At 68.0% G+C, this 24,708-nt stretch carries 22 protein-coding genes; 5 read left to right on the top strand and 17 right to left on the bottom strand.

What is annotated here, in order from left to right:
- Positions 1 to 19: 19 nt before the first annotated feature.
- Positions 20 to 2,554 (bottom strand): transglycosylase domain-containing protein, encoded by a 2,535-nt coding sequence (locus AB4Y35_RS02370; protein WP_368703184.1) that lies wholly within the window; start codon positions 2,552 to 2,554, stop codon positions 20 to 22.
- A 292-nt stretch (positions 2,555 to 2,846) separates the two neighbouring features.
- Here AB4Y35_RS02370 and AB4Y35_RS02365 point away from each other — a divergent pair, with 292 nt between their 5' ends.
- Positions 2,847 to 4,019 (top strand): porin, encoded by a 1,173-nt coding sequence (locus AB4Y35_RS02365; RefSeq protein ID WP_368703183.1) that lies wholly within the window; start codon positions 2,847 to 2,849, stop codon positions 4,017 to 4,019.
- A gap of 12 nt (positions 4,020 to 4,031) precedes the next feature.
- Here AB4Y35_RS02365 and AB4Y35_RS02360 read toward each other — a convergent pair whose 3' ends face one another.
- From AB4Y35_RS02360 to AB4Y35_RS02340, 5 genes are all read right to left on the bottom strand, one after another.
- The gene (locus tag AB4Y35_RS02360) at positions 4,032 to 4,328 is read right to left on the bottom strand and encodes a hypothetical protein (protein ID WP_342918505.1); all 297 of its coding nucleotides are present in this window, start codon (positions 4,326 to 4,328) and stop codon (positions 4,032 to 4,034) included.
- 105 nt (positions 4,329 to 4,433) lie between these two features.
- Complete coding sequence (locus tag AB4Y35_RS02355; protein ID WP_342918504.1) at positions 4,434 to 5,048, bottom strand: flavin reductase family protein; 615 nt, start codon at positions 5,046 to 5,048, stop codon at positions 4,434 to 4,436.
- A gap of 209 nt (positions 5,049 to 5,257) precedes the next feature.
- Positions 5,258 to 5,413: a hypothetical protein gene (locus tag AB4Y35_RS02350; RefSeq protein ID WP_165979393.1), complete on the bottom strand. Its 156-nt coding sequence runs from the start codon at positions 5,411 to 5,413 to the stop codon at positions 5,258 to 5,260.
- Positions 5,414 to 5,613: 200 nt separating this feature from the next.
- The gene (locus AB4Y35_RS02345) at positions 5,614 to 6,450 is read right to left on the bottom strand and encodes a hypothetical protein (protein ID WP_368703182.1); all 837 of its coding nucleotides are present in this window, start codon (positions 6,448 to 6,450) and stop codon (positions 5,614 to 5,616) included.
- Positions 6,451 to 6,701: 251 nt separating this feature from the next.
- Positions 6,702 to 7,388: an MgtC/SapB family protein gene (locus AB4Y35_RS02340; RefSeq protein ID WP_368689247.1), complete on the bottom strand. Its 687-nt coding sequence runs from the start codon at positions 7,386 to 7,388 to the stop codon at positions 6,702 to 6,704.
- 134 nt (positions 7,389 to 7,522) lie between these two features.
- Here AB4Y35_RS02340 and AB4Y35_RS02335 point away from each other — a divergent pair, with 134 nt between their 5' ends.
- Positions 7,523 to 8,608, top strand: coding sequence for an AGE family epimerase/isomerase (locus AB4Y35_RS02335; protein WP_368703181.1), 1,086 nt, complete (start codon positions 7,523 to 7,525; stop codon positions 8,606 to 8,608).
- A gap of 83 nt (positions 8,609 to 8,691) precedes the next feature.
- Here the strand turns inward: AB4Y35_RS02335 and AB4Y35_RS02330 are convergent, their stop codons facing one another.
- Complete coding sequence (locus AB4Y35_RS02330; RefSeq protein ID WP_368703180.1) at positions 8,692 to 10,251, bottom strand: methyl-accepting chemotaxis protein; 1,560 nt, start codon at positions 10,249 to 10,251, stop codon at positions 8,692 to 8,694.
- Positions 10,252 to 10,528: 277 nt separating this feature from the next.
- On the opposite strand from AB4Y35_RS02330, the gene AB4Y35_RS02325 reads away from it, so the two are divergent.
- Entirely contained in the window at positions 10,529 to 10,972 is a 444-nt protein-coding gene (locus tag AB4Y35_RS02325) for a PaaI family thioesterase (RefSeq protein ID WP_069261437.1), read from the top strand.
- An 89-nt stretch (positions 10,973 to 11,061) separates the two neighbouring features.
- On the opposite strand, the gene AB4Y35_RS02320 is transcribed toward AB4Y35_RS02325, so the two are convergent.
- The 9 genes from AB4Y35_RS02320 to AB4Y35_RS02280 all read right to left on the bottom strand — a co-directional run bounded on the left by AB4Y35_RS02320 (position 11,062) and on the right by AB4Y35_RS02280 (position 20,263).
- The gene (locus tag AB4Y35_RS02320) at positions 11,062 to 11,910 is read right to left on the bottom strand and encodes an ureidoglycolate lyase (protein ID WP_368703179.1); all 849 of its coding nucleotides are present in this window, start codon (positions 11,908 to 11,910) and stop codon (positions 11,062 to 11,064) included.
- Positions 11,911 to 11,979: 69 nt separating this feature from the next.
- Positions 11,980 to 12,723: an SDR family oxidoreductase gene (locus AB4Y35_RS02315; RefSeq protein WP_069261439.1), complete on the bottom strand. Its 744-nt coding sequence runs from the start codon at positions 12,721 to 12,723 to the stop codon at positions 11,980 to 11,982.
- A gap of 157 nt (positions 12,724 to 12,880) precedes the next feature.
- Complete coding sequence (locus AB4Y35_RS02310) at positions 12,881 to 13,756, bottom strand: amidohydrolase (protein WP_368703178.1); 876 nt, start codon at positions 13,754 to 13,756, stop codon at positions 12,881 to 12,883.
- Between the two features lie 3 nt (positions 13,757 to 13,759).
- Positions 13,760 to 14,797, bottom strand: a complete 1,038-nt coding sequence (locus AB4Y35_RS02305; protein WP_368693349.1) for an aldo/keto reductase — start codon at positions 14,795 to 14,797, stop codon at positions 13,760 to 13,762.
- Positions 14,798 to 14,854: 57 nt separating this feature from the next.
- On the bottom strand, positions 14,855 to 16,168 hold the full coding sequence (locus tag AB4Y35_RS02300) for a UxaA family hydrolase (protein WP_368703177.1): 1,314 nt from the start codon (positions 16,166 to 16,168) through the stop codon (positions 14,855 to 14,857).
- 42 nt (positions 16,169 to 16,210) lie between these two features.
- Positions 16,211 to 16,540: a UxaA family hydrolase gene (locus tag AB4Y35_RS02295; protein WP_368703176.1), complete on the bottom strand. Its 330-nt coding sequence runs from the start codon at positions 16,538 to 16,540 to the stop codon at positions 16,211 to 16,213.
- Positions 16,541 to 16,555: 15 nt separating this feature from the next.
- Positions 16,556 to 17,596, bottom strand: coding sequence for an ABC transporter permease (locus AB4Y35_RS02290; protein WP_324156819.1), 1,041 nt, complete (start codon positions 17,594 to 17,596; stop codon positions 16,556 to 16,558).
- Complete coding sequence (locus tag AB4Y35_RS02285; RefSeq protein ID WP_368703829.1) at positions 17,586 to 19,097, bottom strand: sugar ABC transporter ATP-binding protein; 1,512 nt, start codon at positions 19,095 to 19,097, stop codon at positions 17,586 to 17,588. The genes AB4Y35_RS02290 and AB4Y35_RS02285 overlap by 11 nt, the downstream gene beginning before the upstream one ends.
- A gap of 83 nt (positions 19,098 to 19,180) precedes the next feature.
- Positions 19,181 to 20,263 (bottom strand): sugar ABC transporter substrate-binding protein, encoded by a 1,083-nt coding sequence (locus AB4Y35_RS02280; protein WP_368703175.1) that lies wholly within the window; start codon positions 20,261 to 20,263, stop codon positions 19,181 to 19,183.
- Between the two features lie 233 nt (positions 20,264 to 20,496).
- On the opposite strand from AB4Y35_RS02280, the gene AB4Y35_RS02275 reads away from it, so the two are divergent.
- Both AB4Y35_RS02275 and AB4Y35_RS02270 read left to right on the top strand, forming a co-directional pair.
- Positions 20,497 to 21,330, top strand: a complete 834-nt coding sequence (locus tag AB4Y35_RS02275; RefSeq protein WP_368703174.1) for an IclR family transcriptional regulator — start codon at positions 20,497 to 20,499, stop codon at positions 21,328 to 21,330.
- Positions 21,331 to 21,531: 201 nt separating this feature from the next.
- Complete coding sequence (locus tag AB4Y35_RS02270; RefSeq protein ID WP_368703173.1) at positions 21,532 to 22,077, top strand: hypothetical protein; 546 nt, start codon at positions 21,532 to 21,534, stop codon at positions 22,075 to 22,077.
- 30 nt (positions 22,078 to 22,107) lie between these two features.
- Here AB4Y35_RS02270 and AB4Y35_RS02265 read toward each other — a convergent pair whose 3' ends face one another.
- Positions 22,108 to 24,471: a GNAT family N-acetyltransferase gene (locus AB4Y35_RS02265; protein WP_368693355.1), complete on the bottom strand. Its 2,364-nt coding sequence runs from the start codon at positions 24,469 to 24,471 to the stop codon at positions 22,108 to 22,110.
- Positions 24,472 to 24,708: the final 237 nt, after the last annotated feature.

Below are 24,708 nucleotides of genomic sequence, written 5' to 3'. Positions count from 1 at the left end.
CGGCCGCGCGACGCCCCGCTCATTGCCCCTGCTGCGGCTGGGCCACGGGCGGCGTGTAGCTCGCGCTCGCGCCCGGCGTGTCAGGGTCCGCCTCGTCGGGCGTCGGGGTCGGCGCAAGCGCCGGCGCCTGGGCCGGATACGAGGGCTGCGGGGCCTGCGCCGGCGGCGCACTGGACGGCCCGATGATCGGCGGCAAGCCCATGATCGCGCGCGCCGCGGATTCCGCGGCTGCTGCCGAAGCGGCAGACGGTGCCGATGCCTCCGCAGGCGCCGACGCCCCTGCCTCCGAGGCCGCAGCCGGCACGGAGGCCGGTGCCGGCGCGCTCACGCGCGGCGGCGGCGCATGCCGCACCGGCGGGGCCGCAGGCGGTGCTTCGTGCTTGCCGAACAGCTTGTCCATCCACGCCCGCAGGTTCTCGCGGAAGGTTTCGAACGCGCCCGGCGTCACCTCGGTGTTGAAGCGCGCACGCGGATCGACGAGGCGCGAGCGCTGCGCGCGCTGGAAGAAGTCGCCGACGATCGGCAGCGCGCTGCGCGCGCCCTGCCCCCAGTAGTCGTCGAGCGTCACGCGGCCGTCGTCGAAGCCGACCCACGCGCCCGCCACGAGTTGCGGGTCCATCAGGATGAACCAGCCGTCGGTGTTGCCCTGGGTCGTGCCGGTCTTGCCCGCCACGTCGCCGCGAATGCCGAAGCGCGAGCGGATGGCCGCGCCCGTGCCGCGGTTGACGACGTCGCGCATCGTGTCGAGCAGCGTGCGGTCCGCCTCTGCCGAAAGCGCCCGCTCGGGCGAAGCGCTCTCGAACTGCGCGAGCACGTTGCCCTTGTGGTCCTCGATACTCGTGACCATACGCGGTTCGAGATACTCGCCGTCGTTGGCGATGGTGCTGTACGCGGAGACCATCTCCTTCAACGTGACCGGGCTCGTGCCGAGCGCGAGCGACGGCACGGGGTCGAGCTGACTGTCGCGCACGCCCATCGCGCGCGCGAGCCGCGCGACCTTGTCCGGGCCCACCGTCTGCATCAGTTGCGCGGTGATGCGGTTGCGCGAGAACGCGATCGCGTCGCGCAGCGTCATCGGGCGATTGCTCGGCGGCACGTCGTCGGTCGGCTTCCAGATTTCGCCGCCCGCCAGCGGAATCTCCACGGGCTGGTCGATGAACGTGTCGCTCGGCTTCGCGCCCGCCGCGTAGGCCGCGCCGTACACGAACGGCTTGAACGTCGAGCCCGGCTGACGGCGCGCCTGCTGCACGTGGTCGAACGGTTCGTCGGTGAAGTCGCGGCTGCCCACCCACGCCTTGATCTGCCCGTTGCGCGGGTCGATGGCGAGGAAGCCCGCCTCCACCGCGGTCTTGCTCTTGCAGAGGTTGCGCATGAAGGTGCGGTCGCCGGCGAGTTGCTTGAGCGCGTCGGCGTCGTTCGCACCGGCGTCGCGGACGCTCTTGTAGTCCTGCGTTTCGCGCATGAAGGTCGCGAACAGGTCGTTGCCGGCCACGCAGCCGTTGCGTCCGCTCCATGCGCCGTTGGCGATGCCCTGCAGCTGGTTCGTGTGCTGGCGCAGCGCGGCGGTGGCCATCTGCTGGAGGCGCGAATCGATCGTGGTGCGCACCACGAGGCCATCCGAATAGATGTTGTAGTCGTTGCGGTCGGCCCAGGAAATCAGCCATTTGCGCAGTTGCAACGCGAAGTGCGGCGCGGGGCCGGGCGGCTCGGTCTGACGCTCGAAGTCGAGGCGCAGCGGCTTCTTCGAGAGCGTGGCGTACTGCGCCTCGCTGAGCTTGCCGTACTTCACCATCTGGCCGAGCACGGTGTTGCGCCGCGCGAGCGCGCGCTCGGGGTTGATCACCGGGTTGTAGTAGGCGTTGCCCTTGAGCATGCCGGTGAGCGTCGCGGCTTGCAGGATGTCGAGCTGATCGGCCGACACGCCGAAGTAGGTGCGCGCCGCCATCTCGATGCCGTAGGCGTTGTAGAGGAACGGCACCGTGTTCAGATACGTCTCGAGAATCTGCTGCTTGCTGTACACCGCCTCGATCTTGAACGCCGTGATCGCTTCCTTGATCTTGCGCGTGAGCGTGGGCGCGCGGCCGATTTCATCGGGATAGAGATTGCGCGCGAGTTGCTGCGTGATGGTCGAGCCGCCCTGGCGCTCGCCCGAGAACGTGTGCAGCGCCGCGCCCGCCGTGCGCTTGAAGTCGATGCCGTGGTGCTCGTAGAAACGGTGATCCTCGGTGGAGATCAGCGCATCGACCATGTGCGGCGAGATCTGTGCGAGCGGCACCCATTCGCGGTTCGAGGGCTTGAACTCGGCGAGCACCTTGCCGTCGGCGGAAAGAATCTGGGCCGGTTCGTCCACCCGCGCCTTGCGGATGTCGCCAATGCTCGGCGTGAACGGAATCAGCACGAGCACGTAGAGCAGGACGAGCGCCGGCACCGCGCCAATCGTCATGAGCACGCCGCGCCGCGTGGGGTGCCGCAGATGATGGCGCGCACGCGCCCCCAGCGGACGAATAAACCCGCCCAGCCGCGCGGCGGCAGGCTTCAGGCGGGACAACGACATCGCGATTCGATCGCGGATCAACGGCACGTAACGCTTCACGCGGCAGGTAGGGTCGGCTGGCAAAGCGTGAATCGTACCAAACTCGCAAGACCACTCCTGCTTCCGGCCAGGTGCAAGCCCAGGATCGCCCGAGTCGATGCCCGAGTCGATTTATGACAGGGAGATGAAATCATCGTTCCAGATCGAGGAAGAATCCTCTCCAGTCACAGCCGGTTTTTCCAGCGCCTTTCCCTCCCTACACTCCTGTCGCTGTTGCACATGCCACGAAACAACAACGCTACAGGAACCTCGAATGAAGAATCCCCTCTCGCTCACCACCGCTGCCGCCGTGCTCGGCGCCCTCGGCACGCTCGCCGCGCCCGCGGCCCACGCGCAAAGCTCGGTCACGCTCTACGGCCTGATCGACGCCGGCATCATGTACACGAACAACGTCGCGAGCGGCAAGTCGGGCGGCGCGCTCTGGCAGGCGACGAGCGGCAACGTGAACGGCAGCCGCTTCGGCGTGCGCGGCAGCGAGGACCTGGGCGGCGGCCTGCATGCGGTCTTCGTGCTCGAAAACGGCTTCAACGTGCAGAACGGCAAGCTCGGCCAGGACGGCCGCATGTTCGGCCGCCAGGCCTACGTGGGCCTCGCGAGCGACCAGTTCGGCGCGCTCACGCTCGGCCGCCAGTACGACTCGCTCGTCGACTTCGTCGCGCCGCTTTCGGCCACGGCGGGCACCTTCGGCGACACGGGCTTCGCGCATCCGTTCGACAACGACAACCTGAACCACTCGCTGCGCATGAGCAACGCCGTCAAGTTCACGAGCAACACGTATAGCGGCCTGAAGTTCGGCGCGTTGTACGCGTTCTCGAACCAGACCGACTTCGCCGTGAACCGCGCCTACAGCTTCGGCGCGAGCTACACCAACGGGCCGCTCGCCATCGCGGCCGGCTATCTGCAGCTGAACGGCACCCAGGGCGCGACGGCGAGCAGCCCGGGCGCGGTGGATCTCGCGGAGTCGACGGCCAACGGCAAGGGCGGCTTCGCGCTCGGCGCCGACCGCCTGCGTTCGTTCGGCGGCGGCATCAACTACACGTTCGGGCCGGCCACGGCGGGCTTCGTCTTCACGCGCAGCGAGTACGCGGGCACCAGCTCGTTCGGCTCGCAGGGCGGCGACATGAGCTTCAACAACTACGAAGTGAACGGCAAGTATCAGTTGAACCCGGCATGGAGCCTCGGCCTCGCCTACACCTTCACGGATGGCCACGTGAGCAACACGACCACCTTCGGCGCCGATCCGAAGTGGAACCAGGTGGATGCACAGGTCGTGTACCGCCTCTCGAAGCGCACCGACCTCTACGGCGAGGCCATGTACCAGCACGCCTCGGGGCACAACTACGTGGCGTTCATCAACACGGCAGGCGGCGCGTCTACGACGGCCAATCAGGTGGTGGGCACGGTGGGCTTGCGCGCCCGCTTCTGATCAGGCTTCTCGTCACAACACGAGCGAAAGCGCGATCGACACCCACACGGCAGCCGCGCCACAGAGAAAGGCGCGGCGCGCCATCAGGAAGCGCGACTCGTCGTTGGGCTTCGCGGGCGAGGTAGCGAGCCAGGGCACGCTGCCAAGGCACGCGAAGCCCGCGAGCGCGATGCCCACGACCACCCGGTCGCCGACGCGCCAGGCCGACGGCTCGTGCAGCCCCCAGTAGCCCAGCGCGATCAGGCCGATCGAAAACATCGTCGAGGCGGCAGAACTGAGCGCCACCACCGATCCCGTCGGAGATTGCATGGATTGCCTCCCTGTGCGCCTCGCGCTGTCGGGCCATTATCGGCGGGCGGACAGGACGCGGCAACGCCGCGCCCCGTTGATCCCGAAGCGCACGCCCGCAGCGGCTTACGCGCCCGGCCGCACCATCTGGAACATCTCGCCGATCTGTGCGTAGTCGGCGCGATAGCCCGCGCGCATCACGGGCTGGGCGGCGTGCGTGTCGAACAGGCCGTCCTTCAGGAATTCCTCGCGAATGTGCACACCCACCACCTGCCCGAGCGCGAGCCAGTTGTCCATGGGCGCGCCATCGAGCGTGTTGAGCCGCACGACTTTCAGCAGCTTGCATTCGAGCGCGGCCGGCGACTCGGCCACGTGCGGCACCGCCACGCTGCGGCCCGGCGCGGCCGTGAGGCCGGCGAGCGCGAATTCGTCGACGTCGGCGGCGACCGGCGCGGAGGTGCGGTTCATCTGCGGCGCCAGCGCCTTCGACGTGAGATTCCAGACGAACTCACCGGTCTCTTCGATATTGCTGATGCTGTCCTTGCGGCCTTCGCTGCAGAACCCGATGATCGGCGGAAACGTGGCGAACGCGCCGAAGAAGCTGTAGGGCGCGAGATTGAGCGCGCCGCTTTTTGCGCGGCTGGAGATCCAGCCGATCACGCGCGGCGCGACGATCGCCTTGAACGGATCGTGCGGCAGGCCATGGCCCTGGGCGGGGTCGTAGAAGTAGGTATTGGACATGATGTGGCGTAGCGATTTCGAAGCGGCATCACTATGACACGAGCCGCGCGCGGCTGCCGTCACGCGAGGCGAAGCGCCTTCGGCTTGCAGCCGCCCCAAACGCAACAAGGCCGGCTCTCTTGCGAGAGCCGGCCTTGCTTGAAGTCCTGGCGGTCTGACCGGAGAAACGCGTTGGACGGCGCGCGCCGCCCGAAGCGCCTCAGCTTCGATCAGTCACGCGGCATGCCGAACGGCATGTATTGCGAGCGGCGGACGCGCTCGGCTTCGCGGTGGCGCGCTTCGTACGAGTATTCCGAATCCATCGGCAGATACGGCGACGCGAAGAGGTCGCTCACCTTTTGGAACAGGGCAAAGATGAAGCTCATGGCGACTCCCAGTTAGGCTGCAGTTCAGGGTTTTCCCTAAGACAGAACGAATTATAGGGTTTTCCCTAGGGCAGCGCTAGTGCAGCGCAGCAAAAAATCTGCGACGCGCCGTCGCACGGGGTCGAGCGCAATCGATGCGTTGCAGCAATACAACGCATCGAGATTTCGGATACAGGGGCGGGATCGCGGAGCGAAGCCGGTCAGCGCGTGGCTTTCTGGGCGCTTTTCGCGTGAGCCGCACGCGTGGAATGGGCCGCTGCGTGGTGCGCCGGGGCGGGCGATGCCTTGGCGGGCGCCGCCCTGGACGACACGCGTGCGGGCGCCGCCGCCGGGGTTTCCGCGGCAGCGGTAGCGGCCGCAGCAGCTGCGGCGGCCGCGGCGGTTTGCGCGGCCACGCGCTGCGACAGGTCGTCGAGCGTGGACTGCTGCTTCAGGATGAACTGCTCGAGGCGCGCCTCGTCGGCGCGGGATTCGTTTGCGAGGCTGTCGAGCCGCACCGACTGCGCGATGCCGAAACCGACCGATGCGAGCACCGCCGCCGAAGCGGCGGCGAGCACCCACTTTTGTTGCCGCGACGAGGCGACTGCCATGCGGCGCTGCTCGGCGAGCGCGCCCTGGAGCGCGTCGAGGCGCTGCGCGAGCGTGTCCGGCTCGGTAGCCGCCTGCGCCGCTTCGGACGCGAACCCAATGGGCTCCACGCGCTCGGCAGGGCCGGCGGCAAACGACGGCTCGGCGACAAAGGCTGCGGCAGCCGGTTCCTGGACCGCTCCAACGCCCGGCTCCACCGCATCGGCCACGGCAGGCGCAGCGGCACGTTTCGCCCGCGGCGCGCGGCGCGCGGTCGTTGCAGCCGCAACAGGGCTCGTCGCGCTGGCTTCGTCGACGGGCGCTGCCACCGCTTGAGTGGACTCGGGACTTTCGAAGCCGCTCAGCGTGCCCTGGCGCACAGGGGCATCCGCTTCGGCAACAGCGGCGAGTTCCTCGCCGGCAAGCGCATGCGGAGCGTCGGATTCGACAGCAAGCGGGGATTCAGTCACGTCGGACGGCGCAGACGTCGCGCGGGGCTGCCACGGCGCGTTGCGGTCGGGATGCGAAGAGCTCAAGGATGCGGTATCTGCGTAATCAGCCATGGGTCAGCGATGCGGTTCGCGTCGCGCGCCGGCCGGTCACGGCCGCTTGGCGACGTCCTCGTGTTCTGGTTCGAACGCGCATTGTCGCATGCCGGAACGCGCGGCCAGGGGCTCTGCCCCGACTTACCCAGCCTGCATCGACCCAACGCCCCGCGCGGTCAACCCGCTGCGCCGTCCTCGCGAAAGTCCTTCACGTCGGGCAAGCGGCGCAGCGTCGCGCAAATCGCCTCGTATTCCGTCGACGACACGCGGCTCAGCGTGATCATCACCTCGTCCAGCTCGGGCGAGTCGTCGCTCTGCTGCACGACGAACTGCTTCACGCGCGGGCTCGACGTGCCGAGCGCGTCGTGCAGCGAGTGAAACGTGAGCGCGCCGCGGCTCACCAGCAGCGTGAGCTGGCGTCGCTGACGGAACGTGATGAAGCGCCGCTCGAGCGGCTTGATGCCCGCGAGGATGATGAGAATGATGACGGTCGCCGCAATCGCGCCCGTATAGAGCCCGCCGCCCACCGCGAGGCCCACGGCCGCGACCGACCAGAGGCTCGCCGCCGTCGTGAGCCCGCGCACGATCTCGCCGCGCAGCAGGATCGAGCCCGCGCCGAGAAAGCCGATGCCCGAGACGACCTGTGCCGCCATCCGCGAAGGATCGAGCACGACGTGGTCATCCTTGAGCACGTCGGCGAAACCGTAGGCCGAGACGAGCATGATGAGCGCCGAGCCCACGCTCACGAGCATATGGGTGCGCAGCCCCGCCGCCCACGAAAGCCGCTCGCGCTCGAAGCCGATCACGCTGCCGAGCAGCGCGGCCAGCACCAGGCGCGCAATGAGTTCCCAGTTTCCGATCATTGTTGTCACCCTCCGGGTCTCGTTGTCGTGGGCGAACGCGCTACGGCGGGCCGGAATGTCCGCGCCATGCGCGAATGCGTACAATCGCCGGCATTGCTCTTTTGACGCGACGCGCTTCGCCGCACCTTTACGCCATGAACACACTTACGAGCGCAGCCAGCCTGCGCGAGCATTTCGACCGCGTCGTCCTGCCGATGTGGCGCGGCCCGGGCTTCAATGCCGAACTGCGCCTGCCCTACGAGGCGCTCGATGCGGCCGGCGTGCAGCCGCTACCCGTCACGCGCTACCGCGCGATGGCGTGCGCCCGCCAGCTCTTCGTCTTCTCCCAGGCCGGCGACGCCGCGCACGCGCAAACGCTCTTCGAAACGCTGCGCCACACTTATCGGGACCCGCAGCACGGCGGCTGGTTCTATAGCGTCGACGCAGCCGGCGCGCCGCTCGACACCACCAAGGATCTCTACACGCACGCCTTCGTGGTGTTCGCCACCGCGGCCTACGGCCAGCGCTTCGGCGCGGCCGAGGCGCTCGACGTCGCGCGCGAAACGTCCGCGCTGATCGTCGACCGCTTCGCGGCCCGCGACGGCCTGCTCAACGCGGCGCTCGACGCGTCCTTTGCGAGCGTCACCGGCGGCCCGCTGCAGAATCCGCTCATGCACCTCACCGAAGCCTGGCTCGCGGCGAGCGAAGCGACCGGCGACAGCGCATTTGACACGGCGATCACGCGTCTCGTCGAGGCGCTCGCGCGCAGCTTTCTGCACGCGCCGACGGGTTGCATCGCGGAATTGCCGGTCGGCGCGGCGGACAACCGCCTCGAGCCCGGACATCAGTTCGAATGGTTCTGGCTGGCAACGCGCGCAGGCGCGCGGCTGGGCGCGTCAGGACTGGACGAAGCGCTCGCGCGCGCCTTCGTCTTTGCACAGAAGCACGGCGTGGACCCGGAAACGGGCGCCGTGGCGGCCGCGCTCGACGAGCAGGGCCGGGTGATTGATGCGACGCAGCGCATCTGGGCGCAAACGGAATACCTGCGAGCGCTCGCCACGCACGGCGACGCCGCAGTGCGCGCCGCGCTCGCGCCGCAGATCGGGCGCTTCGCGCCGCGCTTTCTCACGCCGCAGGGCTGGGTGGAATGCCGCAGCGCAAACGGCGACGTGGCGCGCGCGGACATGCCGTCCACGACGCCGTATCACCTCTTGACGGCCTACCAGGGCATGGGCGTCTGAGGCGCAATAGCGCGAAGCGCCGAGGCAGGCGGGCGCAAGCCCGCCAGCCGGAGCGATAAAGCCACTCCGGCAGTTCAAGCCATTCAGGCCGCCAGCACCGCCGGCGAAATCTCGAACGCCGCCACGGCCTCGGAAAGCTGGCGCGTCTGCTGATGCAGCGAAGCCGCGGCAGCCGCGGCCTCCTCGACGAGCGCCGCGTTCTGCTGGGTCATCTGGTCCATCTGCGAGACGGCCTGATTCACCTGATCAATGCCCGTGCTCTGCTCGAGCGACGAGGCGCTGATACCCGCCATCATCTGCGTGGCCCGCGAGATCGAGTTCGACACCTCGCGCATCGACTCGCCCGCGCGCTCCACCAGCTCCGAGCCGCCGCGGATCTGCGAAACCGACTCGCTGATCAGCGTCTTGATCTCCTTGGCCGACTGCGCGCTGCGCTGCGCGAGTCCGCGCACCTCGCCCGCCACGACCGCGAAACCGCGGCCCTGCTCGCCCGCGCGCGCCGCTTCCACGGCCGCGTTGAGCGCGAGAATGTTGGTCTGGAACGCGATGCCGTCGATCACGCCGATGATCTCCGCGATCTTGTCCGAGCTTTGCGCAATGCCGCGCATGCGCTCGACCACCTCGCCCACCACGGCGCCGCCGCGCGCGGTCGCGTCGAGCGCCGCCTCGGCCAGCGCGTTCGCCTCGCGCGCGTTCTCGGCCGTGTTGCGCACGGTGCCCGTCAGTTCCTCCATGCTCGCCGCCGTTTGCTCCAGCGACGCCGCCTGCGATTCGGTGCGCGCCGACAGGTCGGCGTTGCCGGTGGCGATCTCGTCGGCGCCCACGTTGATCGAGCCGGCCGTTTCGCGCACGGTGTGGACCGTGCGCGCGAGGCTCGACTGCATCAGCGACAGGCCCTGGAACAGCCGGCCGATCTCGTTCTCGCCGCGCGCGGCGATGCGCTCGTCGAGGCGCCCGCGTGCGATGCGGTCGAAATGGCGCCCCGCTTCCTCGAGCGGCTCCACCACACCGCGGCGCAGCGCGAAGTGCACGCCGGTCGCGAGCGCGATCAGCAGGAGCAGGATGACGACGCCCACGCCCTGGAAGAGCGCGAGCCGCGAGTCGATCGAATCGAGCGAAGCGCGGCTCGCCGCGGCGTTGAACTGCGTGAACGCGTGCAGCTCGGCGAGATAGGCGTCCTGGTACGACTGCGTCGGCTGGTCGAGGAAGGCCTGCAGATTGTTGCCGTTGAGGTCGTCGATCAGCTCGCCGAGCGCCTTGCGGTACACCTGGTAGCGCTCGCCGAGCGCGGCGACGCGCGCGCGGTTGTCGTCGTTGATCGGCGGTACGGCCATGAGCGCCGCGAACGTGGTGTCGGCGGCGGCCAGCTGGTCGCGCGCGTGATTGACCATGTCGGTCGGCACCGTGCCGCCGCGGACCATGCGCGTGCCCGCGCGCGAGAGATTGATACGGGCGTCCATCAACTGCTGGGTGATGACGTTGGCGGCGCTCGCCTGCCGCAACGCCACTTTCGAGAGGTCGGCCACGTCGTCGTGCGTGCGCGTGAGCGACCAGTAACCAAGTCCTGCGGTCACGAGCTGCAGTACACAGAACGCGACGAGGACACACAACAGGCCGGATGCGACCTTGATCTTGCTGAACATCGGGACACCTGGATGGCAGTGAATGAGTGAGGCGCGAGCATGTGATCGCTCGGGCCCGCACTGCGTTTACGGCCACGCAAAGCCGGTTTTTGAGCCCTAAACCGTGAAAAAACGCCCCAAAATGCGCAACGGATCATTTCAGCAATGGTTGCACGGCCATTCCCAGCATTTCTCGCAACAATAGAATGCCGACTCGATTCGATTCACCTTGACTCGACGCTGTGGCTTCCTAGAGTGGTTAGGAAACCACTCGGGGATAGACCCAGGGAACGCGACGATGACAGATCTTGTGGACCGCGCACGCGGCGCTTTGCACGCCCAACCGTTCAGCGTGCTGCTCGGAACGGAACTGACCCACGTGGGAGCCGACGAGTTGACCCTGCGCCTGCCCGTACGCGACGACCTCAAGCAGCAGCACGGCTACGTGCATGGCGGCGTGATCAGCTATCTCGCCGACAACGCGCTGACCTTCGCCGGCGCGCTGGCGCTCGGGCCGCGGGTGGTGACGGGGGAATACAAGATCAACTATCTGCGCCCGGCGCTCAAGGGCACGCTGATGGCGCGGGCGCGCGTGGTGCACGCGGGGCGCCACCAGGCCACCTGCCAGTGCAGCGTGTACGTGATGGAAAACGGCGACGAAAAGCTCGTGGCGCTCGCGCAGGGGACGGTGAACCGGCTCGCGGAAGGCAGCGGGCCGGAAGACAAAAGTCCGACGAACTGAAAGGTCTGCGCCGTAAAACGAAGCGCGCGAGGCGAAGCGGGTGTATCCCGCCTCCCCTCGCGCGCTTTTTCGTGTGTCTTCAGGCGCGCTTACTCGGCCGCGCGCGTTTTCTGCTGCTGCTCGCCGAGGCCCTCGATGCCAAGACGCACCGTCTGCCCCGCCTTCAGGTACACGGGATTCGGCTTCACGCCCATGCCCACGCCCGGCGGCGTGCCGGTGGAGATCACGTCGCCCGGCTGCAGGCTCATGCACTCCGAGAGATACGAAACCAGCTTCGCGACCGTGAAGATCATCGTGCGCGTGCTGCCGTTCTGGTAGCGATGGCCGTCGACTTCGAGCCACATGGAGAGGTTCTGCGGATCGGCCACTTCGTCGCGCGTGACGAGCCACGGGCCGGTCGGGCCGAAGGTGTCGAAGCCCTTGCCCTTGTCCCACTGGCCGCCGCGCTCGATCTGCCATGCGCGCTCGGACACGTCGTTGATCACGCAGTAGCCCGCCACGTAGTTGAGCGCATCCGCCTCGCTCACGTTCTTCGCGTGCTTGCCGATCACCACGCCCAGTTCCACTTCCCAGTCGGTCTTCTGCGAGCCGCGCGGGATCTCGATGTCGTCGTTCGGGCCAACGATGGCGCTCGTCCACTTGTTGAAGACGACCGGCTCGCCCGGCACCGGCATGCCCGACTCGGCGGCGTGATCGGCATAGTTCAGGCCGATGCAGACCATCTTGCCGATATGGCCCACGCAGGGCCCGATACGCGGATTGCCTTCGACGAGCGGCAGCGTTTCCGGGTCGATCGAGCGCAGTTGCGCGAGGCCGGCGTCCGAGAGCACGTCGCCCGCAATGTCGGCCACGTTGCCCGAGAGCGCGCGAATGCGGCCTTCGGCGTCGAGCAGGCCCGGTTTTTCGTGGCCCTTCGAGCCATAGCGAAGCAGTTTCATCGTCTGTGTTCCTCGTGTGTCTGTGCGTTGCAGTCGGTCAGAATCGCCTGGGGCGATGGTTCGGGCTAACTAGTTCGACCATCCGCCGTCGATCACATGCGCCTGGCCGGTCGTGAAACCGGATTCGTCGGAGGCGAGGTAGAGCGCGAGCGCCGCGATTTCCTCGGGCTTGCCCACGCGCCCCATCGGCTGGCGCGCGACGAACGCGGCGCGCGCCGCGTCCACGCTCGTGCCCTGCGCCGCCGCCTGCGCGGCGATGCGCTCCTCCAGCGACGGCGACGACACCGTGCCCGGGCAGATCGCGTTGCAGCGGACGCCGCGCGTCACGAAGTCGGCGGCCACGGCCTTCGTCAACCCTATCACAGCGGCCTTCGAGGCGCCGTACACGAAGCGGTTGGGCACGCCCTTCACGCTCGACGCCGCCGACGACATGTTGATGATCGACCCGCCGCCCTTCGCCAGCATGCCCGGCAGGAAGGCGCGGATGGTCCGGTACATCGCCTTCGCGTTCAGATCGAACGCGAAGTCCCAGTCTTCTTCGCTCGCTTCCAGGATCGAGCCCGCGTGCACGAAGCCCGCGCAGTTGAACAGCACGTCGATCGCGCCCAGTTCCTGCGCGAGCGCCGTGATGGCCGCGCCGTCGAGCACGTCGAGCTTGCGCGCCTCGACCGGCAGCGCCGCCAGCGCGTCGATGCGCAGGTCAGTGGCGATCACGCGTGCGCCTTCGCGCGCGAACAGTTCGGCGGCCGCGTAGCCGATGCCCTGGCCCGCCGCGGTGATCAAGGCCGTCTTGCCGGCCAGTCTTTGTACCATCTGCCACTCCGGTTGGAAGCGCGGCATGGCGATACCCCGTGTTGCAGCAGGCGTCCCATGCCGCGATCGAGCGATGCAATCGCGGGAAGAAGTTGGGATGACGCAAACGGCCATTATGGCGACGCAGGCGCGCCTCGTGGCGTTCGGCGGACGTTTTCTAACCGGCTGGAGGGTCCCCGAGCCCGGTTTTAAGCCGATAGAAAGCCGCAGCGTTGCCGCCGAATACGGCGGCGCGCTCGTCTACGGAAAGTGCTTGTGTAAGCCGTTGCGCGCTCGCGTGCCAGCGTGCGTAGTCGCCGTTGAGGTTCAGCACCGGCCAGTCGCTGCCCCACATGAGACGCTTCGGGCCGAACGACGCGAGCAGATGCGCAACCCACGGCGCCAGCGTGGCGTCGTCCCAGCCAGGCGCGGCTTCGGTCGCGAGCCCCGAGAGCTTGCAGTGCACTTGCGGAAATCGCGCGAACCGCGAGATGGCCTGCGACCACGCGGTGTAGCCGCTTTCGCCACCGTCGGCAATTGGCGGCTTCGCGCCATGATCGATCACCACGCGCAGCGCGGGATTGCGCGCGAGAAATGTCGCGAGTGCATGCGCGTGGCGCGTGAAAACGAGTGCGTCGAAGGCGAGATCGTGTGCGATGAGCGCTTCCACGCCGCGCGCGGTATCGGCGTTCTCGATCCAGTCGTCGTCGGGCAGGTCCTGCAGCATCGGGCGCACGCCGCGCAGCTTCGGCTCGCGCGCGAGTTCGGCGATCAGCGTGGCGACGTGCGGGTCGTCCAGCGGCACCCAGCCCACCACGCCTGCAATCGACGGCTCGTGGCGCGCAAGATCGAGCAGCCAGCGCGTTTCTTCGACAGTCGGCGCGGCCTGCACGACCACCGTGCGCGCCACGCCGCACGACGCGCGCAGCGGCGCGAGATCGGCGGGTCCGAACGCGCGATAAAGCACGGTCATCGAGGGCGTGAGCCAGCCGTAATCGCCGCGCGCGGGGTCCCAATAGTGCTGATGGGCGTCGATCCGTTCGGTCGTAGCCATGGCTCAGGCCTGCGGCAGCGGCGCGCGCGGATCGAGGAGACCCTTGTCGCGCAGCGCGAGCCACAACTCGCTGGGCAAGTTCGTCTCGAACGAGGCGACGTTCTCGCGCACCTCCTGCGGGCTGCGCGCGCCGTTGAGCACCGTCGCCACGGCCGGGTGCGCGTAGGGAAACTGCAGCGCCGCCGCCGCGAGCGGCGCGTCGTAGGTCCGGCAGATCGTATCGAGCCGCGCCACGCGTTCGACCACTTCCTGAGGCGCGTCGGCGTAGTTGAACTTGAGTTCGCCGAGCAGCCCGTGCGCGAGGATGCCCGAATTGAACGCGCCGCCGAGCAGAATGCTCACGCCCTTCTTCTCGCATTCGGGCAGCAGGTCGTCGAGCGGCGCCTGTTCGAGCAGCGTATAGCGGCCCGCCAGCAGCGCGCAGTCGATGTCGAATTCCTGCATCGCCTCGCGTATCACTTCGCGCTCGTTCACGCCGAAGCCGATCGCCTTGATCGCGCCCGCCTTGCGCAGTTCATCGAGCGCCTTGAAACCGCTGTCGCGCAGTTGCCGCCAGTAGTGCTCGTTGCGCTCGCCGTGCGTGTAGCGGCCGATATCGTGCACGAGCAGGATATCGATATCGACGAGGCCGAGCCGCTGCTGGCTGTCCTCGAACGAACGCAGGATGCCGTCGCGCGTGTAGTCGAAGATCGCCTCGAAGGGCAGCGGATTTTGCCAGCCCTCGCTGCCGTCGTACGGGTGCGTGCGCGGCACAAAATGGCGGCCCACTTTCGTGGAGATCACGTACTCGTTGCGCGGATAGCGCCGCAGCGCCGCGCCCAGCCGGTGCTCGGCCTTGGTGTGGCCGTAGTGCGGCGCGGTGTCGAAAAAGCGGATGCCGGCTTCCCACGCGGCGTCGACAGTGGCTTGCGCCTCTTCTTCGGACAGGTCGCGATACAGGCCGCCGAGCGGCGCGGTGCCTAGACCCAATGCGCTGACTTCGAGCGCCGTGCGGCCGATACGGCGCCTGTGCGCCACCCTGGGATGCTGTTCTTGCGCCATGGCTCGTCACCTCCTGGAAATGGTTGTTCCCACAACGAAATCATCCGACTGCGCGGTTCAGTTCGCGGCTTCGACTATAGCCACGCGCGCACTGGCGGGCAGGCATGCGGGGCCGACGGGCTCGAAGCTCTTGTACGTGAGGATAAACTCCTGGTGCCCGAGCATTTCCGACTTCGAACGCTCGCCGCCCGCCACCGCCAGCGTGCGGTCGAACACTTCGCGCCCCACTTCGTCGAGCGTCGCGCGCCCTTCGAGAATGCGGCCCGCGTCCACGTCCATGTCGCCGGCGAGGTTGCGGTAGGTCAGCGGGTTCGCGCACACCTTGATGACCGGCGCAAGCGCCGAACCCACCACCGACCCGCGCCCCGTCGTGAACAGGATCACGTGCGCGCCGCAGGCGATCAGCTCCGCGATTTCCGCATTGTCGCTGATATTCGGAAAGCCGAAGCGCGGCTCGCCATCGGGCACCACGTCGAGCAGATAGAGACCGCCCGTGGGCGGCACGTCACCCGGCTTCACGATGCCGACGATCGGCGAGGCGCCGCTTTTCGCATACGCGCCGAGCGACTTCTCTTCCTGCGTGGTGAGGCCGCCGTCCGCGTTGCCGACGGCAAACGAACCGTGGCCGAGAATCGAGTAGTAGCGCGCCGCCTTGGCCACGCACGCGACGATCTCCTCGCCCAGCTCGGGCCTGGCCGCGCGGCTCTTCATGTGGAATTCGCAGCCCACCAGCTCGCCGGTCTCCTCGAAAATGCAGGCCGAACCCGCCGCGATCAGCTGATCGAAGGCGCGGCCCACAGCCGGATTGGCGGTGATGCCGCTCGTGCCGTCCGAGCCGCCGCAAATCGTGCCGACCACGAGTTCATCGAGGCGCATCGGCACCTTCTGCTGCGCGGCGAGTTGCGCACGCGCTTCGCGCACCCAGTCGAGACCGTACTGGATCGTGCTGCGCGTGCCGCCCTTTTCCTGGATCGTCAGGACCTCTACCGGACGGCCGCTCGCGCGCACCTGCTCCACGAGATAGTGCTTGTTCATGCTCTCGCAGCCGAGCGAAACGAACAGCACCGCGCCCACGTTCGGATGCGTGGTGAGCTGCTTCATCATCTTCTCGGCGTAGCTGTTCGGGAAACAGCCCGGAAAGCCGATCAGATGCACCGGCGGCTCTTTTGGCTGCTGCAGCGAGTGCGGATCGTCGAACGCGCCAAAGGGCTCGCGGAACTGCGCGACGATTTCCTGCGCCACATGGTGCGCGCATTCCACGAGATAGGCCACCGCAACCACGTTGCGTATGCCCTTGCGGCCGTCGTTGCGCAGCCAGCCTGCGAGCATCGGCGCGGCGGCTGGTGAAGGGGTGACGTTGCTATCGCTCATAACTTGAATCCTGCTCGCGGCGCGTGCCGCATCATGGTGGCGTTACTTGTGCGGCACGAACTCGTGCCCCGCGGCGTGCGTATAGGTCGGCAAGTAATCGCTTTCCAGGTTGTGCGTGTGCAGATGCGCGCCGCGCGCCACCGGCTCGTTCACGTGGCCGATGCGCGCGCCATAGCGCAGCACCTTCTCGTCTTGCCCAAGCGCGCGGCGCGCCACTTTGTGACCGAGTTCGATCGTCTTCGCGAGCGTCACGCGCTCGCCTTCTATCTCCACCGTCTCGCCCGCTGCCAGACGCGCCGCCGCGATCAGGCAGTTGTCCTCAGGCGCGAGCAGAATGAGGCGTGAGTCGGTATGGGGTGCGTTGCCGTTCACAGATAGTCTCCGCGTTTAGTTCTGGGCCTCGCCGCCGGCGAGCCGCGCCACCATCAGCGAGCCCAGGATGATCGCCCCGTAAATCGCCTGGATCCAGAACGACGGCACCTGGGCGAGCGTGAGCAGGTTCTGCACCACGCCGAGCAGCAGCACACCCGAGAGCGCGCCGAGCATCGTGCCCTTGCCGCCGTCGAGCGAGATGCCGCCGATCACGGCCGCCGCGAACACCGTGAAGATCATGCCGTTGCCCTGATTCGCGTTGATCGCGCCCACGTAGCCGGTGACGATCAAGCCGCCAATCGCGGCGAGCACGCTGCCGAGCACGAACACGCCCCACGTGATGCGCTCCACGCGGATGCCGGCGGCGCGCGCCGCGTCGGGATTGCCGCCGATCGCATAGAGCGCGCGGCCCACGCGGTGATAGCGCAGCATGAACGCCGCGATCGCGAACGCGGCAGCGGCGAGCCACACGGAAACCGGCAGGCCGAGTACGATGGTGGTGGCGAGCGCGAAGAACGACGAAGGCATGTCGAAGAGCGTGCCGCCTTTGGTTGCGCCCACCAGCATGCCGCGCAGCACGATCAGCATCGCGAGCGTGACGATGAAGGCGTTCAGGCGCAGCCGCACCACCAGAAAGCCGTTGATGAAGCCGATCAGCGCGCCGACCGCCACGATGGCGGCGAGCCCCGCAAACGCGGGCCATTGCAGGCCGAAGCCCGCCGAAGCGGCCGGCATGACGAGCATCGCGCCAACGGCGGGCGCAATGCCCACGGTCGATTCGAGCGAAAGATCGAACTTGCCCGTGAGCACGATCAGCGATTCGGCGAGCACCACGAGCGCGAGCGCAGCGGAAGCCCCGAGCACGCTGATGAGATTCGCACGCGTGAGAAAGCTCGGACTCACGAAACCGCCGATCACGAGCAGCAGCACCAGTGCGGGCAGCAGCGCGAAATCGCGCAGGCGCGCCAGCTGGATGCGCGGACGCGCCCGGCGAGCGCTCGCGGCCGCATCGGCCTGCGCCGCCGCGAACGCGGGCGTCGAAACACTATTCTTCATGGAGATCGACTCCTTCAATCGATGCGATCAGTTCGTGGTCCTGCCATCCGGCCGCCATTTCGGCGACCACCTCGCCGCGAAACATCACGAGCACGCGGTCGCAGGTGCGCAAGTCGTCGAGTTCGCTCGACACCACGAGCACAGCCTTGCCTTCGTCGCGCACGCGGTCCACGACCGAGAGCAGCGCTTGCTTCGACTTCACGTCCACGCCGGCCGTGGGGTCGATCAGCACGAGTACGTCAGGATTGCTTGCCAGTGCGCGCGCCATCACCACCTTTTGCTGGTTGCCGCCCGAAAGCCCGGAAACCACATGATCCGGGCCTTGCGCAACGATGCCGAGCGCCTCGATCATGCGCTTGCCGAATGCCTGCTTCTTCGCCGGCGGGGCGAATCCGAAGCGCCCCAGCAAGCCCGCAATCGTCATGGAAGCGTTCTCGGCCACCGACTGCGTGAGCACGAGCCCTTCGTGATGGCGATCCTTCGGCACGCAGCCCACGCCGCTCGCGAGCGCCGCGGGCACGTCGCCGGGCGTGAGCGGCGCGCCTTTCACGCGAATCTCGCCCGCGCGCTGCGCCGTGAGGCCCGCAATCGCCTCGCCCACGCTCGTGCGGCCGCTGCTCGTCGCGCCCGTGAGGCCCACCACTTCGCCGCGCTTGAGCGTGAACGACACGTCGTGATAGTCATGCCCCGAGAGGCCGCGCACTTCGAGCGCGAGCGGCGCATTGGCGGGCAGCGCCGCGCGCGCTGCCGCATCGGCGACATTCAGGCCGCCGCGCTCGCCCGTCATGGCTTCGATGAGCCGCTCGCGCGGCAACTCGGCCACGCTCGCGCTCACGATGTGCCGCGCGTCGCGCAGCACCGTGACGGCCTGGCAAATCTCGTACACCTCCTGCAGATGGTGCGAGATGAACAGGAACGTCACGCCTTCGCGCTGCAATTCGTCGATACGCCGGAAGAGGCGCTTGATTTCCTCGCCGTCGAGCTGCGCGGTCGGTTCGTCGAGGATGATGAAACGCGCGCCGTACGAAAGTGCCCGTGCGATCTCCACGAGCTGGCGCGCCTCGACCGAGAGGTCGCCCGCGCGCGCGTCCTCGCGCACGTCGATGCGCCAGTGGTCGAGCAGCGCCCGCGCGTCGCGGCGCATGGTGGGCCAGTCGATCACCCCGCGCCGCCGTGGCTGGCGATTGATGAAAAGGTTCTCCGCGACCGTGAGATCGCGAATGATGGTCGAATGCTGATACACGCAGGCCACGCGCTCGCGCCAGGCGTCGCGGTCGGCGAGCGCGGGCGCACTCTCGCCGTTGAAGCGCACGCTGCCTTCGTCGGGCTTGCGCAGGCCGGTGAGGATCGAAACGAGCGTGGACTTGCCCGCGCCGTTGCGGCCCACCAGTGCGTGCGATTCGCCGGCCATCACGCGCAGGCTCACGTCGGCGAGCGCCGCGGTGGAGCCATAACGCTTCGTCACACCGCTCGCCTCGACCACCGGCAAGCGGGCCCGCATGGCCGCCTCGCGGCTGCCCACCGATAGCTCGCCGCCCCACGGCGGCGCGCTATCCGCCACGGCCCGATCGCTGGTTCGATCGTTCATTTGACGGTATTGCCCCACAGGTTCTTGTCGTCGACGTTCTGCTTCGTCACGAGCGGCGCCGGCAACTGGTCTTCGAGAATGCCGGACTGCAGCTGGATGATGGTGCTGTCGTGATCGGTCTTGCCCGGCTTGAACGTCTTGCCCTCCAGCGCGGCCTTGATGTAGTAGAGGCCGTACTTCGCATAGAGGTCGGCGGGCTGCGATACGGTCGCATCGATCTCGCCCTTGCGGATGGCGTCGAACTCCTGCGGAATGCCGTCATTGGAAACGATCACGATGTGCTTCGGATCGCCCGCGGGAAGGAGCAGCTGCTTGCGGCGCAGCGTTTGCAGCGTGGGCGAGAGATACACACCGCCCGCCTGCATGTAGATGCCCTTCACGTCGGGGTTCGCGGTGAGCAGGCTGTCCAGCGCGCTTGCCGCGACGTCACCCTTCCAGCCGGCCGGAATTTCGAGCAGCGACAGATTCGGATAGTTCTTCAGGCACGCGCGGAACGCCTCCGAACGGTCGCGGCCGTTCACCGAGGCGAGGTCGCCCATGATCTGCACGACCTTGCCCGACTTCACATGCTCGCCGATGTATTTGCAGGCCTGCTCGCCGTAGGCGCGATTGTCGGCGCGCACGACCATCGCCACGTTGCCCTGCGTGGGCGCGACGTCCACGGCCACGACCTTCACGTCTTTCTGCGCGGCGTTGCCGAGCGCGCGGCTGATCGCCGCCGAATCGATCGGCCCGACCACGATGCCCTTCGCGCCCAGATTGATCATGTTGTTCATGTCCGTGATCTGCTGGGCGGGATCGTTGTTCGAGTTCACGGGCGCGAGGATCTCGATGCCGTCCTGCTTCGCGTAAGCGCCAAGGTAGTTGTTGTACGACTGCCAGAACGGCGAAGTGAGGAGCGGCAGGCCGAGGCCGACCTTGCCGGGTTCGGCTGCCTGGCTTGCACCCGACGCGCCGAACGCCGCAGCACAGGCCGCGGCGACGCACAGCGTCCTGGTGGCGGCGCGGGCGAAGGCGCCACGCGCTTGATGAATGCCGGTGGAGCGGCGGGCCTTCGAGAGCCCGGATGCGAACGCCATGTGTGTCTCCTGTCGACGCGCCTCGCACGCCGATGCTGTCGTTGATGAATCGCATGTGTTTGCCGCGCCCACGTGGAATGCTCGAAGCGCCGGCGACCCGTTGCAACTGCCTCTTCCTTACCTGACGATGCTGGTGTTTGTTCACCAGTGAACGTATTATTCATATACGCACATCACGAGGTCAAGCGATGTGCAGTGCAGCATGGGTCCGTGATTTCCCTGGGGACGATCGAATGGAAAAGAACACGAAGAAGCGCCAGATGGACACCGTGCCCGACGAAGCCGACGAGAAAGACGACGCCGATCGCTATCGCGCGCCCGCGCTGGACAAGGGGCTCGACATCCTCGAACTGCTTGCGGAGCAGCGCGGCGGCCTCACGCGCGCCGAGATCACGAAGGCGCTGGGGCGCAACGCGAGCGAGATCTATCGCATGCTCGAGCGGCTGGTCGCGCGGCAATACGTCATCCGTTCGGAAGGCGGCGACCGCTATGCGCTGAGCCTGAAACTCTTCGCGCTCGCCCATCGCCACCCGCCCATGGAGCGCCTGATCTCGGAGGCGCTGCCGCTCATGCAGCGCTTCGCCGACGAAGCCGAGCAGTCCTGCCATCTCACCGTGTACGACCGCGGCAACCTGCTCGTGATCGCCCAGGTGGACGGGCCTGGCACCTGGGGCATCGCGGTACGGCTGGGTTCGCGCGTGGGTCTCGTCGATACGAGTTCGGGCCGCACGCTGCTCGCCTGGCAAACGCCGGAGCAGCGCGCGCACATGCTCGCGGAGCATACGAAGGTGAAGGGCGAAGTGGCGATCGACCACGTGGCGCTGGAAGCCGCGTGCGAACAGGTGCGCGAGGCGGGCTTCTCGCGCAAGGACAGTCAGCAGATTTTCGGCGTGACGGATGTGACGTTTCCGGTGCTCGGGCCTTCGGGTCAGGCGATCGCGGCGCTCACCTGCCCGTTCCTCAAGCGCATCGACGACTATGTCGCGCCCTCGCTCGACGAGGCGACCCGAATGCTTAGCGCGACCGTGCAGACCTTGTCGATGTTTCGCGAGGACGGCGCGGCCTGATGCGCAGTGGTGTGCAATGGGGCTCAGTACGAACGTTGCTTGATGCCCCAGCGCCCTGCGTCGAACGTGACGATCCACGGATCCTCGTGCATGGAGGGCTGGTCACGCAAAACGGTTAGAATGGCGGCCCTCTCAAAAAAACCTGTGCGCCGCGCGCTGCCGCAAGACGGCGAGCGAGCGGCTCACGCGCATTCGAAACCCATGGCGAAACTCCTGTCCGATCAAGAATTCCAGCGCTTTTCCGAGCTTCAGCAGAAACAGGCGAGCTTCACGATCACGCCCGACGAAGCCGACGAGCTGCGCGACATCGTCGCGCGCGCGCAGAAAAAGCGCGACGACCGCGCCGACGCGATGAAGACCGTCGAAACCGCCATCGCGCAATTCGAAATCGCCCCCGAGGAGCTTTTCACGGCCGAGCAGATCGCCGAAGCCGCGCGCAATTTCGGCCTGATTCCGGCCACGCGCAAGGAGCGCGTGCTGCCGCCGTCGCTCACCTTCAACGGCAAGACGCACCAGTGGACCACGCGCGCGCTGCCCGAGGAAATCCGCGCGCCGCTGTTCGAGGCGTTCCAGGGCGGCCAGTCGGTGAAGGCGTTCATCGCCACGCCCAAGGACGCCGCGCGCTGCGCCGCGACCATCGCGCGGCTGGAGAAGGAAACCGGCGCTCAGTACGGCGAGGCGTGGCTCGAAGAGCTCGCCCTCACGCGCGGCCAGATCGACGACGCGCTCGCGAAGCTGGCCGCGTAAGCGCCGTCACGAACCAGGCCGCGTGCCCGCTCAGTCGAGCGGCATGCGAAAACCGACCACGCCCGGGTCTTCCGTGGGCGTGACGGTGAAGCCGCAGGCGCGCGCGAGGCCGATCATCGGCGCGTTCTCGCGCAGCGCCTCGCCGAGCAGCCAGTGCGTGCCGCGCGAGCGCACGTACTCGATGATGCGCGACATCAGCAAGCGGCCAAGGCCGCCGCGCTTGAGATTCGACAGAATCGCGACCGCGAACTCGGCGGTCTCGTTGTCCGGATCGGCGACGGCGCGCACCACACCCAGCGTGCGCGGCTGGCCGTCCTCGCCATGCACGACCGCGATGAGCGCCATCTCGCGGTCGTAATCGATCTGCGTCATGCGCGCGAGCTGCGTGTGATCGAAGCTGCGCACCGCCGAGAAGAAACGCAGGCGCAAGTCGTCGGGCGTCATCGACTCGACGAACGTGCGGTGCATGTCCTCGTCTTCGGGACGGATCGGCCGGATCGTGAGGCGCTCGCCGTGCCAGTCGATGGTTTCTTCCAGCCGCCGCGGATACGGCATGATCGCGAAGCGGCTGCGTTTTTCCGCGATCTGCAGGCTGGGCGCGACGACCACGACCGCCTCGGGCAGCACACGCAGCGTCAGACGCATGCCGACGATTTCCCGCACCTCGCACACGAGCTGCGATAGCTCGGTGAGCGCGGCCAGCGTCGGCTCGGGCGCCGTGTAGCGTGCGTAGGGCGAGTGCGCGACGATGTCGCGCGAGAGCACGGGGTTCAGCGGCGGCAGGCTGTACACGCGCAGCGGCGGCGAAAAGTCGTCCGGCGACGGCGCGGCGAAACGGAACACCGGGCCGAAGTTGTCGTCGTCGCGAAACTCGACCGACACGTCCACCACCGGCTTCACGCCCGGTTCGTCCTGCGCCTGCGTGGCGAGCCCGAACAAGGCCAGCAATCGTCCCGCCTCCTCCCCTTTCAGTTCCGTGCGCCCGGCCGCCAGCGCCGCGCGCGCTTCGCCCTGCGCGGCCTCGATCGCGGCGGGCCCCTGGGCGGGCATCGTCTCGGGCGTCTGCATCAAGAGCTCGCGGCCCAGCCGGTAATCGACGAGACGGGCAAACGCGCGCGCCAGGCGCCGCGGCGTGGTGTGCACCGGAATGCCGTGCGCGTGCAGTTCGTCGCGCGTGGTTTCGTCCACCCCGCCGAAGAAACACGCGAGCATGCCGCGATACGCGAAACGCTGTTGCTCGATGAGGGTGCGCGCCACCGCGTCGACCGGCGCGCTGTGGGTGGGCGCGTGCACGACGAACGCCGTGCCGCTCGAGCGGTGCGGAGCGAGCGTTTGCAGCGCGAGGCCGAAGTGCTCGGGCTTCGCGGTGTCGCCGAGCACGAGCGGATTGCCGGCTTGCGCGTGCGGCAGCGCGGCCTGGACGGCCGCGAGCGCTTCGTCGTTCCAGCGGGCGAGCGTGTCGCCGGCTTTCATGAAGGCGTCGCGCGCAAGCGTGGCCACGCCGCGGTCGCTCGTGATGAGCGTGGCCGTGTCGCTCGCAGCCACGCGGCCCACGCCGAGCGTTTCGATTTCGTCGAGCAGGTCGTCGAGCGTGTCGACGCGTACGAGGCCCGCGCGCCGGAAGGCCGCCGTGTAGAGCGCATCGCCCTTGTCGTCGCGGCCGCTGCGCAGCGCGAGCACGGGTTTGTTGCGCGCCGCCGCGCGCGCCGCCGACATGAACTTGCGCGCCGCGCGAATCGTGTCCACTTCGAGCAGGATCGCGCGCGTACTCGGGTCGCTCGCGAGATAGTCGAGCACGTCGCCCACGTCGACGTCGGCTTCGTCGCCGAGCGCGATCACGTGCGAAAAGCCCAGGCCGCGCGGGGCGGCCCAGCGCAGCACCGCGTTGGTGAGCGCGTTGGATTGCGACACCCAGGCCACGCCGCCCTTGCGCGCAATCGACGCCGCCGCGCCCAGCTGCGCGTTGAGCGCGGGCGTGAGCGCGCCGAGACTGCCGGGGCCGACGATGCGCAGCAGATGCGGGCGCGCCGCCGCCAGCGCGTGGCGCAGGTCGGCCTGATCGGCTTCGTCGCTCACCTCGCCGACGATGATCGCCGCGCGCGTGCCCATGCCGCCCAGGCGATGCACGAGCGCGGGCCACGTGGCGGGCCGCGTGCAGATGATGGCGACGCCGGGCGCCTCGGGCAGGTCGCCTGCGTCGGCGAGCACGGGTCGCCCGTCGAAGGCTTCGAAGTCGCCCGCATGGCGCGGATTGACGGCCCACAGCGGGCTCGTGAAGCCGCCATCGACCAGCCGCCGCCACACCATGCTGCCGATGCTGCCGGGGCGCTGCGAAGCGCCGATCACGGCCACGGATTTCGGCTGGAACACTGCATCGAGATTGCGTACGGTCACAGGCACTCCTCGTCGGTCGGACAGGCGCTGGCCATCCAGGCGAACGCCGGTTTGTCGTCTTTTACCGTTACGAGAAGAGGATAGGGCAAGCGCGCAGGCGCTGCGCGATTTTCGCCCGGCGAGTATGAGCGCAAATGCGGCGGTATGGCGTCGCACGCCGCCCTGGGCGTGTGACACCACGATGCACGAGAGGGAACTTCGCTGGTTTGTGAACGCGGCGCGAGCGCGCCGCGCGTG

Source organism: Paraburkholderia sp. EG286A, assembly GCF_040965375.1.
Lineage (GTDB): Bacteria > Pseudomonadota > Gammaproteobacteria > Burkholderiales > Burkholderiaceae > Paraburkholderia.
This window is presented reverse-complemented; position numbering and strand designations above follow the sequence as displayed.

What these genes read in the sequence shown, in the direction of transcription:
- AB4Y35_RS02330 (WP_368703180.1), bottom strand. Translation starts at nt 10,251, where the DNA reads ATGTTCAGCAAGATCAAGGTCGCATCCGGCCTGTTGTGTGTCCTCGTC.
- AB4Y35_RS02325 (WP_069261437.1), top strand. Translation starts at nt 10,529, where the DNA reads ATGACAGATCTTGTGGACCGCGCACGCGGCGCTTTGCACGCCCAACCG.
- AB4Y35_RS02280 (WP_368703175.1), bottom strand. Translation starts at nt 20,263, where the DNA reads ATGGCGTTCGCATCCGGGCTCTCGAAGGCCCGCCGCTCCACCGGCATT.
- AB4Y35_RS02290 (WP_324156819.1), bottom strand. Translation starts at nt 17,596, where the DNA reads ATGAAGAATAGTGTTTCGACGCCCGCGTTCGCGGCGGCGCAGGCCGAT.
- AB4Y35_RS02305 (WP_368693349.1), bottom strand. Translation starts at nt 14,797, where the DNA reads ATGGCGCAAGAACAGCATCCCAGGGTGGCGCACAGGCGCCGTATCGGC.
- AB4Y35_RS02335 (WP_368703181.1), top strand. Translation starts at nt 7,523, where the DNA reads ATGAACACACTTACGAGCGCAGCCAGCCTGCGCGAGCATTTCGACCGC.
- AB4Y35_RS02360 (WP_342918505.1), bottom strand. Translation starts at nt 4,328, where the DNA reads ATGCAATCTCCGACGGGATCGGTGGTGGCGCTCAGTTCTGCCGCCTCG.
- AB4Y35_RS02355 (WP_342918504.1), bottom strand. Translation starts at nt 5,048, where the DNA reads ATGTCCAATACCTACTTCTACGACCCCGCCCAGGGCCATGGCCTGCCG.
- AB4Y35_RS02285 (WP_368703829.1), bottom strand. Translation starts at nt 19,097, where the DNA reads ATGCGGGCCCGCTTGCCGGTGGTCGAGGCGAGCGGTGTGACGAAGCGT.
- AB4Y35_RS02340 (WP_368689247.1), bottom strand. Translation starts at nt 7,388, where the DNA reads ATGATCGGAAACTGGGAACTCATTGCGCGCCTGGTGCTGGCCGCGCTG.
- AB4Y35_RS02350 (WP_165979393.1), bottom strand. Translation starts at nt 5,413, where the DNA reads ATGAGCTTCATCTTTGCCCTGTTCCAAAAGGTGAGCGACCTCTTCGCG.
- AB4Y35_RS02275 (WP_368703174.1), top strand. Translation starts at nt 20,497, where the DNA reads ATGGAAAAGAACACGAAGAAGCGCCAGATGGACACCGTGCCCGACGAA.
- AB4Y35_RS02315 (WP_069261439.1), bottom strand. Translation starts at nt 12,723, where the DNA reads ATGGTACAAAGACTGGCCGGCAAGACGGCCTTGATCACCGCGGCGGGC.
- AB4Y35_RS02370 (WP_368703184.1), bottom strand. Translation starts at nt 2,554, where the DNA reads ATGTCGTTGTCCCGCCTGAAGCCTGCCGCCGCGCGGCTGGGCGGGTTT.
- AB4Y35_RS02320 (WP_368703179.1), bottom strand. Translation starts at nt 11,910, where the DNA reads ATGAAACTGCTTCGCTATGGCTCGAAGGGCCACGAAAAACCGGGCCTG.
- AB4Y35_RS02310 (WP_368703178.1), bottom strand. Translation starts at nt 13,756, where the DNA reads ATGGCTACGACCGAACGGATCGACGCCCATCAGCACTATTGGGACCCC.
- AB4Y35_RS02365 (WP_368703183.1), top strand. Translation starts at nt 2,847, where the DNA reads ATGAAGAATCCCCTCTCGCTCACCACCGCTGCCGCCGTGCTCGGCGCC.
- AB4Y35_RS02270 (WP_368703173.1), top strand. Translation starts at nt 21,532, where the DNA reads ATGGCGAAACTCCTGTCCGATCAAGAATTCCAGCGCTTTTCCGAGCTT.
- AB4Y35_RS02300 (WP_368703177.1), bottom strand. Translation starts at nt 16,168, where the DNA reads ATGAGCGATAGCAACGTCACCCCTTCACCAGCCGCCGCGCCGATGCTC.